At 67.6% G+C, this 14,530-nt stretch carries 11 protein-coding genes; 6 read left to right on the top strand and 5 right to left on the bottom strand.

Features of this window, described 5'->3' with window-relative positions:
* Positions 1 to 94 precede the first annotated feature (94 nt).
* On the top strand, positions 95 to 2,206 hold the full coding sequence (locus E1J61_RS08095) for an ATP-dependent helicase (RefSeq protein WP_133093578.1): 2,112 nt from the start codon (positions 95 to 97) through the stop codon (positions 2,204 to 2,206).
* A 94-nt stretch (positions 2,207 to 2,300) separates the two neighbouring features.
* Here E1J61_RS08095 and E1J61_RS08090 read toward each other — a convergent pair whose 3' ends face one another.
* The 5 genes from E1J61_RS08090 to E1J61_RS08070 form a co-directional block, all read right to left on the bottom strand.
* Positions 2,301 to 3,497, bottom strand: coding sequence for a class I SAM-dependent rRNA methyltransferase (locus E1J61_RS08090; protein ID WP_133093577.1), 1,197 nt, complete (start codon positions 3,495 to 3,497; stop codon positions 2,301 to 2,303).
* 211 nt (positions 3,498 to 3,708) lie between these two features.
* A complete protein-coding gene (locus E1J61_RS08085; RefSeq protein ID WP_133093576.1) occupies positions 3,709 to 4,017 on the bottom strand; it encodes a YbeD family protein in 309 nt (102 codons plus the stop codon).
* A gap of 49 nt (positions 4,018 to 4,066) precedes the next feature.
* A complete protein-coding gene (locus tag E1J61_RS08080; protein ID WP_133093575.1) occupies positions 4,067 to 5,275 on the bottom strand; it encodes a D-alanyl-D-alanine carboxypeptidase family protein in 1,209 nt (402 codons plus the stop codon).
* 66 nt (positions 5,276 to 5,341) lie between these two features.
* Positions 5,342 to 5,983 (bottom strand): alpha/beta hydrolase, encoded by a 642-nt coding sequence (locus E1J61_RS08075; RefSeq protein ID WP_133093574.1) that lies wholly within the window; start codon positions 5,981 to 5,983, stop codon positions 5,342 to 5,344.
* A 173-nt stretch (positions 5,984 to 6,156) separates the two neighbouring features.
* Positions 6,157 to 6,477, bottom strand: a complete 321-nt coding sequence (locus tag E1J61_RS08070; RefSeq protein WP_133093573.1) for a ferredoxin — start codon at positions 6,475 to 6,477, stop codon at positions 6,157 to 6,159.
* A 396-nt stretch (positions 6,478 to 6,873) separates the two neighbouring features.
* Between E1J61_RS08070 and E1J61_RS08065 the strand changes: the two genes are divergently transcribed.
* The 5 genes from E1J61_RS08065 to creB all read left to right on the top strand — a co-directional run bounded on the left by E1J61_RS08065 (position 6,874) and on the right by creB (position 14,525).
* A complete protein-coding gene (locus E1J61_RS08065) occupies positions 6,874 to 8,169 on the top strand; it encodes a dicarboxylate/amino acid:cation symporter (RefSeq protein WP_133094194.1) in 1,296 nt (431 codons plus the stop codon).
* 91 nt (positions 8,170 to 8,260) lie between these two features.
* On the top strand, positions 8,261 to 10,291 hold the full coding sequence (locus E1J61_RS08060) for an ATP-binding protein (protein ID WP_133093572.1): 2,031 nt from the start codon (positions 8,261 to 8,263) through the stop codon (positions 10,289 to 10,291).
* A gap of 8 nt (positions 10,292 to 10,299) precedes the next feature.
* Entirely contained in the window at positions 10,300 to 11,625 is a 1,326-nt protein-coding gene (locus E1J61_RS08055; RefSeq protein ID WP_133093571.1) for a sigma-54 dependent transcriptional regulator, read from the top strand.
* A 1,056-nt stretch (positions 11,626 to 12,681) separates the two neighbouring features.
* Positions 12,682 to 13,809, top strand: a complete 1,128-nt coding sequence (locus E1J61_RS08045; protein ID WP_133093569.1) for an NAD(P)/FAD-dependent oxidoreductase — start codon at positions 12,682 to 12,684, stop codon at positions 13,807 to 13,809.
* A gap of 11 nt (positions 13,810 to 13,820) precedes the next feature.
* Complete coding sequence (gene creB, locus E1J61_RS08040) at positions 13,821 to 14,525, top strand: two-component system response regulator CreB (protein WP_305791053.1); 705 nt, start codon at positions 13,821 to 13,823, stop codon at positions 14,523 to 14,525.
* The last annotated feature ends 5 nt before the right edge of the window (positions 14,526 to 14,530 follow it).

Raw genomic sequence — 14,530 nt, 5'->3', positions numbered from 1 at the left:
CCCCATCCCGCGCAAAGCGGCTTGCACTGCCGGGCTGTATGGATATACAGTTAGCGCCAGCTTTTTTTGCCCGCCCCATTCCTCTTTCCTGCCTGTGTCACTCGACCTTGCCCCCGCCGCGGACCTCGAATCCGCCCTTGCCCCCGATGCGGCCGACGCAGGCCCCGCCTACCTGTCCAGGCTCAACCCGGAGCAGCGCGCCGCGGTCGAGCATGGCAGCGACGGGCCGCTGCTGATCATCGCCGGCGCGGGCTCGGGCAAGACCAACACGCTGGCGCACCGGGTCGCGCACCTGGTGCTGGGCGGCGCCGATCCGCGCCGCATCCTGCTGCTGACCTTCTCGCGCCGCGCCGCCGCCGAAATGGGCCGGCGCGTCGAGCGCATCGTCGACCAGGCGCTGGGCACGCAGACCGGCGCGGGCCGCGCGGCGCTGCAGTGGTCGGGCACCTTCCACGCCATCGGCGCGCGCCTGCTGCGCGAGTACGCCGAGACGCTGGGCCTGTCGCCCGCCTTCACCATCAGCGACCGCGGCGATGCGGCCGACCTGATGCACGTGGTGCGCCACGACCTGGGCCTGTCCGAGACCGCGAGCCGCTTCCCCAAAAAAGAGACCTGCCTGTCGATCTACTCGCGCGTGGTCAACACGCAGGCGCCGCTGGAGGACGTGCTCAAGCAGCAGTTCCCGCGCTATGCGATGTGGGCCGATGCGCTGCGCACGCTGTTTGCCGGCTATGTCGAGGCCAAGCAGAAGCAGCACGTGCTCGATTACGACGACCTGCTGCTGTACTGGGCGCAGGCCATGGCCGAGCCGGCCATCGCGCAGGACATCGGCGCGCGCTTCGACCACGTCCTGGTCGACGAATACCAGGACACCAACGCATTGCAGGCGTCGATCCTGCTGGCGATGCGGCCCGATGGCCGCGGCCTGACCGTGGTCGGCGACGATGCGCAGTCGATCTACGCGTTCCGCGGTGCGACCGTGCGCAATATCCTCGATTTCCCGCAGCAGTTCACGCCGCCCGCGCAGCAGGTGACGCTGTCGCAGAACTACCGCTCGACGCAGCCGATCCTGCAGGCCGCCAACGCCGTGATCGGACTGGCGGCCGAGCGCTATACCAAGGATCTCTGGTCCGAGCGGCTGTCGGCCGAGAAGCCCGGCATCATCGTCGTCAACGACGAGGCCGACCAGGCGCGCTACGTGGTCGAGCAGGTGCTGGCGCGGCGCGAGGCCGGCCTGGCGCTGATGGCGCAGGCGGTGCTGTTCCGCGCCGCCGACCACAGCGCGCAGGTGGAGATCGAGCTGGCGCGGCGCAATATCCCGTTCGTGAAGTTCGGCGGGCTCAAGTTCCTGGAATCGACGCACGTGAAAGACGTGCTGGCCGTGGTGCGCTGGCTGGAAAACCCGCGCGACCGCATGGCAGGCTTCCGCACGCTGCAGCTGCTGCCGGGCATCGGCCCCAAGACCGCGGCACGTGTGCTCGACGCGCTGGCGCTGGCCACCGAGCCGCTGTTCTCGCTGCAGGAATTCGAGCCGCCGCCGGCCGCTGCCCCCGCGTGGGCCGACCTGCTGACGCTGGCGCGCGCGCTGATGGCGCCGGCCTCGCCGTGGCCGTCGGAGTTCGAGCAGGTGCTGGCCTGGTACACGCCGCACCTCGAACGCCTGCACGACGACGCCGCCGCGCGCCAGGCCGACCTGCAGCAGCTGGAACGCATCGCCGCCACCTACGGCGCGCGCGAGCGCTTCCTGACCGAGCTGACGCTGGACCCGCCCAGTGCGTCGAGCGATGAATCCGGCGTGCCGTCGCGCGACGAGGACTACCTGATCCTGTCGACCATCCACTCGGCCAAGGGGCAGGAGTGGAAGGCAGTATATGTGCTCAATGCCGTCGATGGCTGCATGCCGAGCGACCTGGCGACGGGAACGACCGAAGAGATCGAGGAAGAACGGCGGCTGCTGTATGTGGCGATGACGCGCGCCAAGGACCATCTGGACGTCGTCGTGCCGCAGCGCTTCTACGTGCACCAGCAGGTGGGCTTTGGCGACCGGCATGTGTATGCGTCGCGCACGCGGTTCATCCCGAATCGCGTGATGCCGAATTTCCACAGCCGGGCATGGCCGCCGCCGCCGATGCCGGGCGAGGGGAAGGCAAAGCCGGCGCTGGCGCCGGTGGACCTGGCCAGCCGGATGCGGAATATGTGGCGGTAGTCTCGTCGCGCCGTTTTTCTCCCCTCTCCCGCGCGCGGGATAGGGGAGAAAACAAGCGGCGCGCTAGGGCTGTCGCCGCTTCCGGATCGCAGCGTTACGCCACCTTCTCCAGCAGCAACCCCTTCAGGTACTCCCCTTCCGGGAACGCCGCCAGCATCGGGTGATCGGTGCCGGCCGACAGCCTGCGCAGGATGCGCGCATCCGCCCGCGCATCGGTCATTGCGCCCGCCACGATCTTCTGGAACAGCTCCATGCTGATCGCGCCCGAGCACGAGTACGTGAACAGCAAACCGCCTGGCCGCAGCAGCTGCGTGCCGACCAGGTTGATCTCCTTGTACGCACGCGCGGCACGGTCGATATGCTGCGCCGACGGCGCGAACTTGGGCGGGTCCAGCACGATCAGGTCGAACTGACGCCCTTCGGCGCGGAATTCGCGCAGCGTCTTGAACACGTCCGCGTCGAGCCAGGTCGCGCGCTCCGGATCAAACCCGTTCAGCGTCACGTTGCCCGCGGCGATCTTCAGCGCCTCGCCCGACGAATCGATCGACGTCACCGCTTTTGCCCCGCCGCGCAGCGCGGCCAGCGAGAAGCCGCCGGTATAGCAAAAGCAGTTCAGCACCTCGCGCCCTTCGGCCAGGTCGCCCACCAGCTTGCGGTTGTCGCGCTGGTCGACATAGAAGCCGGTCTTGTGGCCGTTGCGCACGTCAACGTAGTAGCGCACGCCATGCTCGGTCACCGACAGCGCCGGATCGGGCTCGGCGCCGGCCAGCACGCCGGTCACCAGCTCCAGCCCTTCGCGCTGGCGCACGGCGGCGTCGGAGCGTTCATAGACGTTGGGGCAGCCAGTCTCCTTGACCAGCGCCTGCACGATCGCGGTTTTCCAGTGCTCCACGCCGGCCGCATTGAACTGGCACACCAGCTGGCCCGTTTCCCCACTGCCGTAGTAGTCGACGATCAGCCCCGGCAGCCGGTCCGATTCGCCGAAGATCAGGCGCACCGCATCGCTGTCCTTCACCCACTGGCGCCGGTAGGCGATGGCCGCGGCCACGCGGCGCTTGAACAGCGCGTGGTCGACCGGCTCGTTCTCGTCGAAGGTCCACACGCGCGCGCGGATCTGCGATTCGGGGCTGTAGGCAGCCTTGGCCAGGAAGCGGCCGTCGGCGGCGCGCACGGTCACGGTCGCGCCCGGCTCGCAGCGGCCTTCGGTGGTGGCGATGCCGGTGGCATAGATCCACGGGTGGCGGCGCAGCAGGGATTTTTCCTTGCCGGGTTTCAGGGTGATGGTGTTCATGTCGGTATGGGGAGGATGCGTGCCGCAGCCGCGGTGTTTGGCTCCCTGCGGTGCGGCTCCCCTCTCCCGCCTGCGGGAGAGGGGTTGGGGGAGAGGGCGGGAGTGTCAACAAAGTGACGGGCGTCGGCATTGCCAGCGCCTGCCCTCTCCCCCGGCCCCTCTCCCGCGCGCGGGAGGGGGGAGCAAACAATCAGGAAAGATACGTCAGCGGTTACAGCACCACCTTCACCATCGGATGCGAAGTCAGCGCCCGGTACAGGTCGTCCAGCTGCTCGCGGCTGGTCACCCACACCGTCACGGTGAGTCCGAGATAGTTGCCCTTGCTCGAGGGCCGCATCTCCATCTTGCCCGCATGGAAGTCCGGATCGAACTCCTGCACCAGCGTGACGATGGCCTCGGCAAAGCCGTCCTGCATCGAGCCCATCACCTTGATCGGGAAATGGCTCGGGTATTCGATCAGCGACTGCTCCGGCGGGATATCGCCGGGCTTGTTGCCGCTGCCCTGGTTGTCGGAAGTCATGTCGTTTTCTCCGGCGCGGCCCGGCAAATCTCCAGGCCGCGCGTGCCAATCACTTGCGCTTGAACCACAGGCGGATGGTGTCCCACAGGCGGCCGAAGAAACCGGCCTCGGGCACTTCTTCCAGCGCCACCACGGGGAACTCGGCCACCTTGTTGGCGCCGTCCATCAGCTTGACCATGCCCACCTGCTGGCCCGCCGCGATCGGCGCGATCATCAGTTCCTGGCGCTCCAGCACCGGCTTCAGGCGACCGCCGGTGCCCTTGGGCACGGTGACGAAGGTCTCGTGCTGCACGCCGATCTTGACCGTGCCGGCCTTGCCCTTGTAGATCTCGGGCGTGGCCAGCACCTGCCCCTTGTCGTACAGGCGCAGCGTGTCGAAGAACTGGAAGCCGTAGTTGAGGATCTTCAGGCTTTCCTGCGTGCGCACCTGTTCGGTGGTGGTGCCGATCACGATCGAGATCAGGCGGCGCTGGCCGTTGGGCACGTTGGCCAGCGGACGCTGGGCCGACGAGATCAGGCAATAGCCGGCGGACTTGGTGTGGCCGGTCTTGACGCCGTCCACGGTCGGGTCGATGTACAGCAGGCGGTTGCGGTTGGGCTGCCTGATCTTGTTATAGGTGAACTCCTTCTGCGAGTACATGGCGTAGTACTCGGGGAAGTCCTTGATCAGGTGCGTGGTCAGCGTCGCCAGGTCCACCGCGGTGGTGTAGTGGTTCGGGTCGGGAATGCCGTCGGTGTTGGTGAAGTGGGTGCTCTTCATGCCCATGCGCTGGGCCTCGCGGTTCATCATCGCGACGAAGCCCTCTTCCGAGCCGCCCACGGCCTCGGCCAGCGCCAGCGCGGCATCGTTGCCCGACTGCACGATCAGGCCCAGCAGCAGGTCCTGCACGCTGACCGGCTTGTTGGGCTCGATGAACATGCGTGACTCGTCGCTTTTGACCTTGAGCACGAGGTTGGTCGGCACCACGGTCTGTTCCAGCGTCAGGCGCTTTTCCTTGAGTGCCTCGAACGCCAGGTAGGCGGTCATCAGCTTGGTCAGCGAGGCCGGCTCGATGCGCTGGTCGGCATTCTGCGAGGCCAGCGCCTGGCCGCTGGTCACGTCATACAGCATCCACGACTTGGCGGCGACCTGCGGCATCGGCACGCCCTGCGCAAGGACGGCGGCGGGCGCGGCGGCCAGCGTGGCCGTGGCGACGGCAGCGACGATGGCGGCGGGTGCAAAGGCGGAGGAAAGGCGTGTCGTGGCTCTATTCAGCATTATTTCTGTTTCCGACAAGAAAGGGATCGTGCGGGACGGGATGGCGCGGTGACGAAGCTGCGCCGCTCACCGGTCCCACGCGTTGACGACGAGCTGCTTGATGAGGTGCAGCTTGCGGTGAAAGAAATGGTCGGCGCCGGGGATGACGATCACCGGCAGCTCCTGCGGGCGCGCCCAGTCGAATACGCTGGCGAGCGGCACGGTGTCATCCTGCTCGCCGTGTATGACGATGGTGTCGGCGGGCACCTCGGCCACCTGCCAGCGGCTCGCTGCGGTGCCGACCAGCACCAGGCGCTGCGCCGGCGTGCCGGCCTCGGCCAGGCGCCGGGCCACGTGCGTGCTGACAAAGCTGCCGAAGGAGAAGCCGCCCAGCGCCAGCGGCAGCGTCGCGGCCTGCGCCGACCACGCGGTCTGCTCGCGCATCCAGGCGACGACTGCCAGCAGGTCGTCCTGCTCGCCGACGCCATTGTCATGCTCGCCGGCGGTCGCGCCGACGCCGCGGAAGTTGGGGCGCACAGTGGCATAGCCCAGCTGCACGAAGGCGCGCGCCAGCGTCTGCGCGACCTTGTTGTCCTTGGTGCCGCCGAACAGCGGATGCGGGTGGGCAACCAGCGCCAGGCCCCGTGGCTCGCCTTGCGGCAGGTCCACCGAAACGTCGATCGCGCCGACGGGGCCGGCGATGGAAAGTACCTGGGTATGCGCGTTCATAGGACGGTCAGGGCAATCAGGAGGCGGTCAGGATGGCGCTTCAGGATGGTGATACGCCGGCTGGCTCTACCCGGAAATCCCGGGGCAAGAAATGAAAAAACCGTCCGGCGTGCGGGCGGCGGGGTCTGGCATCGGCGCTGCGGCATCGGCAGCGCCTTGGGCTTCGTTCCCGTTCAGCGGTCCACCATCAGCCGCTCGACCGGCTTGCCGTTGAGCAGGTGGCTGTCGATGATTTCATCGATGTCGTGCTCGTCCACATACGTGTACCAAATTGCCTCGGGGTAGACCACCAGCACCGGCCCGAGTTCACACCGGTTCAGGCAGCCCGCCTTGTTGATGCGCACGCGGCCTTCGCCGCCGGCGATGCCGAGTTCCTTGCAGCGCTTCTTGGCGTATTCCTGCATGGCCTTGGCGTTGAAATTGGCGCAGCAGTTCTCGCCGGCCTCGCGCTGGTTCAGGCAGAAGAAGACGTGGTGCTGGTAGTAGCTGCTCATGCGATGCGGTGACAAGGAGGGCGGGCCCGCGCGGCGGCACGACCGCGGGACGTTGAACGGAAGCTCGGAATTATACGGCGTCACGGCGGCACGCCCGCGCCTTCCGGCACCCGCGCAACGCCATTGACCGCGCATGCCGGCCGCGCAGGTGGCGCCTCGGCCACCTTTGCCCGCGCCGGCATTCCGAATCCCCGGAAGCCGGGATTCCGGATTTCCGGAATCCCGGAGGCCCCGCGTCTTGGCAAGACCCGCGTTTCCTTGTGAATCAATCAGTTAGCGATACCGGTTGGACTGGCATGCCGGTTGCAAATTCCCGTCCCTGAACGCGCCGCAACCGTGACGGCGCGCGCCCGCGGCGCCATCGCCCCGGGTACGGTCAACACCGAGGACGACACCATGAAGAAACCCTTCTACAAGATCCTGTATGTGCAGGTGCTGTTCGCCATCCTGGTCGGCATCCTGCTGGGGCATTACTGGCCCGATACGGGCGTGGCCATGAAGCCGCTGGGCGATGGCTTCATCAAGCTGATCAAGATGATCATCGGCCCGATCATCTTCTGTACCGTGGTGACCGGCATGGCCGGCATGAGCGACATGAAGAAGGTCGGCCGCGTCGGCGGCAAGGCGCTGCTCTACTTTGAAGTGGTGTCGACCTTCGCGCTGCTGATCGGCCTGGGCGCCGCGCACCTGCTCAAGCCGGGCGTGGGCTTCAACATCGACCCGTCGACGCTGGACACCAAGGCGATCGCGCAATACGTGTCGAAGGCGCACGGCCAGAGCACGGTCGAGTTCTTCATGCACATCATCCCGGAAACGGTCTTCAGCGCCTTCGCCAACGGCGACATCCTGCAGATCCTGCTGGTGTCGCTGTTCTTCGGCGCCGCGCTGGCCACGCTCGGCGAACGCGCCCGCTTCGTGGTGCAGCTGATCGAGCAGGTCTCCAAGGTGTTCTTCCACATCGTGCACGTGATCACCAAGGTGGCCCCGATCGGCGCCTTCGGCGCGATGGCGTTCACCATCGGCAAGTACGGCCTGGGTTCGCTGGTGCCGCTGCTCAAGCTGATCGGCACCTTCTACTTCACGGCCATCATCTTCGTGCTGGTGGTGCTGGGCACGATCGCGCGCATGACCGGCTTCAGCATCGTGCGCTTTATCTCGTACATCAAGGAAGAGCTGCTGATCGTGCTTGGCACCAGCTCGTCCGAGGCCGCGCTGCCGCACATGATGGAGAAGCTGGAGAAGCTGGGCTGCTCCAAGTCGGTGGTGGGCCTGGTGGTGCCTACCGGCTATTCGTTCAACCTGGACGGCACCAACATCTACATGACGATGGCGGTGATCTTCATCGCGCAGGCGACCGGCATCGAACTGACGTGGATGCAGCAGCTGACCATCCTGGCGGTGGCGATGATCACCTCCAAGGGCGCCAGCGGCGTGACCGGCTCGGGCTTCATCACGCTGGCCGCGACGCTGGCGGTGGTGCCGACCATCCCGGTGGCCGGCATGGTGCTGATCCTGGGCATCGACCGCTTCATGAGCGAGTGCCGCGCGCTGACCAACATCATCGGCAACGGCGTGGCCACGGTGGTGGTGTCGGCGTGGGAACGCGAACTGGACCGCAAGCGCCTGGCGCAGGTGCTGCAGGGCGGCGGCGATGCCGGCGATCTGGCCCAGGCCGGCCAGGGCGCCCGCTAAGTACACCGCTGCGCGGGCGGCTGCATCGGCGTCTTCTGCCCCGGCCGCCCGCCAGCGGGTATCATCGGCACGACAGCCCTTGCGCGCGCCGATGCCCCATTCCGACGATTTCCTAGCCGTGCATGATCCTGCCGCCACCCGCGCGGTGCATGCGCCGGACACCGGCAGCAGCCGGTGGTGGGTCTTCGCCGCCGCACTGGCGGCCGGGCTGCTGCTGTTGTGCGGGCTGACCTGGCTGGTGTCGTTCCAGCGCGGCCTGGCCGCGCTGCAGCAGAGCACCGCCACGCGTGCCGACCGCTACGCCGCCACCCTCGAAAGCACCCTCGACCGCTACGAATTCCTGCCCGCGCTGGTGTCGCTGCACCCCTTCGTGCGCGGGCTGCTCGAATCCCCAAACGACCCGACGCGCGTCGCCGCCGCCAACCAGTACCTGGAAGAGGTCAACCGGCGCGCACATGCTTCGGCCACGTACGTGATCGCGGCCAACGGCATCGCGCTGGCCGCCAGCAACCATGGCCAGCCCGGCAGCTTCGTCGGCACCGACTACCGCTTCCGCCCCTACTTCCAGATCGCCGCGGGCGGCAGGATGGGCCGCTTCTACGCCATCGGCATCACCAGCGACGAACCCGGCTATTACCTCGCGCAGCCGGTGGAATCCAATGGCAAGGTCGTCGGCGTCACCGTGGTCAAGCTCAACCTGGAGTGGTTCCAGCGTGCCGGCAGCGGCGCCGAGCCGCTGATGGTCAGCGACGACCACGGCGTGATCTTCCTGTCATCGGTGCCGGCCTGGCAGTACCGCACGCTGCAACCGCTGCCGCCGGCATTGCAGGCCGAGATGGAAAACACGCGCCAGTACCACGGCCGCGCCGTCACGCCGCTGCCGCTGGAGCCGCTCGACTCGCTCGTCACGCGCTGGCTCGCGCAGACCACGCTGGGCGCCAACGCGCGGCTGGTGCGCGTGCGCGACGACTCGCCCGCCGCCCGCACCACTTTTACCCCCGACGCCACCGCGCGCGCCGACCGCTACCTCGAACTGGGCCGCACCGTGGGCCCGGCCGACTGGACCATGCAGGTGATGGCGCCGCTGGAGCCGGTGCTGGCCAACGCGCGCAACGCCACCGTGGCCGCGGCGCTGGCCTATGCCTGCATCTGCCTGCTGCTGGTCAACTGGCGCCAGCGCCGCCAGCGCGCGCGCGACGTGCAGTACAGCCGCCGGCTGCTGGAAGCGGCCTACGACGAACTGGAGCGCCGCGTGGAAGCGCGTACCGCCGACCTGATGGCGATCAACGAGAAGCTCGAGGAACAGGTTGCCGAGCGCACCCGCGCCGAAAGCGAGCTGCGCGCGGCGCAGGACGAACTGGTGCAAGCCAGCAAGCTGGCCGCGCTGGGACAGATGGCGGCCGGCATCACGCACGAGCTGAACCAGCCGCTGGCGGCGCTGCGCACCTTCTCGGACAACACCCGCGTGTTGCTGGAGCGGGGCCAGCTGGCCGCGGCAGAAGGCAACCTGGCTGCCATCGCCGACCTGACCGAGCGCATGGGCAAGATCACCAGCCAGCTCAAGCTGTTCGCCGGCAAGGCGCGCCCGGTGCGGCGGCCGGTGGTGGTGCGCACGGCGCTCGACCATGTGCTGGCGCTGCTGGCGCCGCGGCTGGGTGCGGTGAAGGTCAACGTGGCCGGCCTCGACGAACAGCCCGGCCTGTCCGTGCGCGCCGACGAACTCAAGCTTGAGCAGGTGCTGCTGAACCTGATCGGCAATGCGCTCGACGCCATCGCCTCGGCGGCGCCCGCGCAAGGCCGCATCGACATCGAGGTGCAGACCAATGCCGGCACCAACGGCGGCACCAACAGCGGCACCATCACCCTCGCCGTGCGCGACAACGGCACCGGCATCGCGCCGGAAGCGCTGCCGCGCCTGTTCGAGCCCTTCTTCACCACCAAGGAAACCGGGCAGGGCCTGGGGCTGGGGCTGGCGATCTCATCATCGATCGTGCGCGAGTTCGGCGGCCAGCTCAGCGTGGCCAACATGCCCGGCGGCGGCGCGCAATTCACGCTGGTGCTGGCAGGCGCGCCGGCCAGCTCCGGCGCGAACGAGGCGCTGCCGGTTTCCACTCCCCAATGAGCATTGCCATGCAAGACGGTCTGCGTGTCCTGTTTGTCGAAGACGAGCCGCTGGTGCGGCAGGCTACCGCGCAGAGCCTGGAGCTTGCGGGCTTTACCGTGCTGGCGCTGCCTTCGGCAGAAGCCGCCATGCCGCATCTGCATGCGGGCTTTCCCGGCGTCGTGGTGACCGACGTGCGCTTGCCCGGCGCCAGCGGGCTGGACCTGCTGCAGCACTGCCGCAATGCGGCGCCAGGCGTGCCGGTGGTGCTGGTGACGGGGCATGGCGATATCACGATGGCCGTGCAGGCGATGCGTGAAGGCGCCTATGACTTTATCGAGAAGCCGTTCGGAGCCGACCGGCTGACCGACACCGTCCGTCGCGCACTCGAGCGGCGCGCGCTCGAACTGGAGAACCAGGCGTTGCGGCGCGAGCTGGCTGGTCCCGCGGCCGGTACGCGGATCATCGGACGTTCGCCGGCGATCGAGCAAGTGCGGGCTCTGGTTGCCAACGTGGCCCCGACCGACGTGCCGGTGATGATCAACGGCGAGACCGGCACCGGCAAGGAGCTGGTGGCACGCAGCCTGCATGCGCTGTCCGGCCGCGCCGAGGGGCCTTTTATCGCGCTGAACTGCGGGGCGGTGCCTGAGGCCATCTTCGAGAGCGAGATGTTCGGACATGAAGCTGGTGCCTTCACCGGCGCAGGCAAGCGACGTATCGGCAAGCTGGAGCATGCTTCGGGCGGCACGCTCTTCCTCGACGAGATCGAGAGCATGCCGCTGGCGCTGCAGGTCAAGCTGTTGCGGGTGCTGCAGGAAGGAACGCTGGAGCGGCTGGGGTCGAATGCGTCGGTGAAGATCGATGTGCGGATCGTGGCGGCGGCCAAGGGGGATATGGATGCGCTGGTGGCGCAAGGTTCGTTTCGTGAGGACCTCTATTACCGGCTGAATGTGGTCACGATTGCGCTGCCTCCGCTGCGGGAACGGCGCGAGGATATCGTGGCGTTGTTCGAGCATTTCATGCTGGTGGCGGCGGTACGTTATCAGCGGCCGGCGCCGATTTTGTCGGAGGCGCAGCGGCAGGGGCTGCAGCAGCGGCCTTGGCCTGGGAATGTGCGGGAGTTGCGGAATGCGGCGGACCGGCTGGTGCTGGGGGTGCCTGAGGGCGGGCAAGCGGGTGCGCATGCGGCGACTGCGGACGAGACCGCGCCGCTGCGGGAGAGGATGGAGCGGTATGAGCGGGCGGTGATTGCCGATGCGCTGGCGCGGACGGGGGGTGCTGTCAGTCAGGCTGCTGATTTGCTGCAGGTTGGCAAGGCTACGCTGTATGACAAGATCAAGCGGTATGGGCTTTGATGTTGGCTTGTCATTGGCTGTTCACCTTGTTGCCATGTGGGCGTCACATTGGTTTTCTATGCTTCGTGGGCGGTTGTGGCATTGGCAGGTGCCCTGCCGGCTGTATCAGTCTTCGTGGTAATTGATGGCCCCGCGGGTATGCGGGGCGTTTTTTTGTGGGCTTATTAGGTGCATGTCGCTGTTGATGACATGCTGTCGGCGGTTGAACCGCCTGGTTCCGCCCTCCTGGGCGGGTCACTTTTTGCCCGAGCGGCAAAAAGTAACCAAAAAGCGCGTTTACTGCCCTGGGCGGGCGGCCACTCTTATCGTAGTGTGCCTGGGCTTTCGTACGGGGCTTTGCTTCGTTGCAGGGCAGGGCTGCCTGACGCCGTGGTGCGCCACGGTGGATGCGGATTGATGCGGTGATTGAACGAGCCCAGAGCTGTGGGTGGCCCCTGCTGCTGGCGGCATGGTAGGAACGCCTTCGGCTGCGCTGCGCGCCGGCCCTAAGGTGGCGGGTTGCCCCCAACGGTCCTCGCCGCGGCTTGCCCCGCGTCATTCACGACGGCGCTGTGCGAGCGCAGCGACGCACTCCGTGCCCGAGCCCCCGACCTACGATACTGCGCGCGCGAAGCGCAGCCGTAGGCGTCCCCGCGTTGACGCCGGCAGCAGGCGGCCTACGCCCGGCATGGGGATTGTCCAATAGTGGGTCGACGCAGCCACTATCCCAAACTCACCTGGCGTAGCAGGTTCGAACCACCAGCCACATCGAACGGAAATCACCACCGCCCGACCCACCCACGCCGCCAAATTGATAGCCAGCCGCTCAGGCGACGCGTTTTTTGGTTACTTTTTGTCGCTCGGACAAAAAGTGACCCGCCCAGCAGGGCGGAACCAGGCGGTTCAACGGCCACAGCATGTCATCAACAGCGACAGCGGACGCTTAAACAGCCGCCAGCATGTCACCAACAGCAAGCCACCGCCCCCAATAACGCCAACGACTTCACAACCACCCCACATTCCCCTCACCCAGCAAGACAACACTGGAGAACCCTTCATCCAGAAGCCCCTCCAAAAATGCCAACCTTCGACTACGACCTAGTAGTATCCGGCGCCAGCTTCGCCGGCGCAGCCTGCGCCCTGGCGGCCGCCCGCGCCGGCCTGCGCGTCCTGGTCCTCGAACGCAAACCCGACCCCGGCGAAAAACTCCACACCACCGGCATCCTCGTCAAGGAAGCCATCGAACAAACCTGGCTGGGCCGCGCCCCCGCCGACTGCATACACCGCGTTGAACGCGTGCGACTCTATTCTCCACGCTTGCGCAGCCTCGACCTGGCCGCCCCAGGCTACTACTTCCACACCACCGATACCCCCAACCTGATGCGCTGGCTGGCCAACGAGTTGGTGCGCCACAGCGCCACGCTGCGCCTGGGCCAGTCGTTCGTCCGCGCTACGCCACGCCATGGCGGCTGGCACGTGACCGGCGTCGGCACCACCCGCTACCTGGTCGGTGCCGACGGCGCCAAATCGCGCGTGGCGCAATGCGCAGGTCTCGGCCGCACCCACGATTTCCTGTATGGAATCGAATACGAATTCCCGGGAATATCCCTGCCCGATCCCGCCATGCTCCATTGCTTCATCACCCGCCGCTTCGCGCCCGGCTACATAGGCTGGATCGCACAGAACCCCACCGGCGTCCAGGCCGGCCTGGCGCTGCGCTACTTGCCCCGTCACGGCCGCGCTCCCGACCTCGACGGCCTGCTCGCCCATGTACGCGCCCGCGCCGGACTGCCTGAACTGACGCAGCCCGCCGCCACGCGCGCCGGCCTGATCCCGTGCGGCGGTCCCGCCATGCCACTCGCGCGCGACGGCGTGATCCTGACCGGCGACGCGGCCGGCATCGTCTCGCCGCTGACCGCCGGCGGCATCCACTACGCCTTCGCCCATGGCGAATCCGTTGGCAAAGCCATCGCCGAACACCTGCTGCACAACGGCCCGGCGCCGGAAGCCGTCGCCACCGGCAGCGCGCCACGCTTTCGCGGCAAGCGCGCGCTGCGCTGGATGTTCGACCGCTTCCAGTGCGACTGGCCCTTCGACCTGATGCTGTATTCACCGCCGCTGCGCTGGGCCGCCGAGCAGATCTACTTCCACAAGCGCGGCGGCGACCAGGCCGCGCCGCCGCCGCGCACCGTGCCCAGCCTCTGACGTGGACTAGAATGCGGGGCATGGGACAACCGCGCATCCTGGTGGTGGAAGACGAGCAAGCCATCGCCGATACCATCCTCTACGCCCTGCGCACCGATGGCATGCAGGCCGAGCACTGCACGCTGGGCAGCGCCGCGCTGGCGCGGATGCGCGCCGATGCGGCCGACCTGGTGATCCTGGACGTGGGCCTGCCCGATGTGAACGGCTTCGAGGTCTGCCGCACGCTGCGCACGTTCTGCGATGCGCCGGTGATCTTCCTGACCGCGCGCCATGAGGAGATCGACCGCATCGTAGGTCTGGAAATCGGCGCCGACGACTACGTGGTCAAGCCGTTCTCGCCGCGCGAGCTGGCCGCGCGCGTGCGCGCCATCCTGCGCCGCGCGCGCGGCGTGGCCGCACCCGCTGCCGCCGATTCCGGCTTCACCCACGACGCCGACGGCGCACGGCTGGCCTACCGCGGCCGCTGGCTGGACCTGACCCGCTACGAATACCTGCTGCTGGCACTGCTGGTGGCACACCCGGGCCGCATCTACACCCGCGCCCAGCTGATGGAACTGGTCTGGCAGGACGCGCTCGACACGAGCGACCGCACCGTCGACACCCATGTCAAGACGCTGCGCGCCAAGCTGCGCGACGCCACTCCGCAAGGCGAAGGCGCGGAGCGCATCCGCACGCACCGCGGCATGGGCTATTCGCTCGATCCCGTGCAGGCCTGAGCGCG

This window comes from Cupriavidus sp. L7L, assembly GCF_004353535.1.
Lineage (GTDB): Bacteria > Pseudomonadota > Gammaproteobacteria > Burkholderiales > Burkholderiaceae > Cupriavidus > Cupriavidus oxalaticus_A.
Note: the sequence above shows the minus strand (reverse complement) of the source record. Positions and strands in the feature narration are given on the sequence as shown.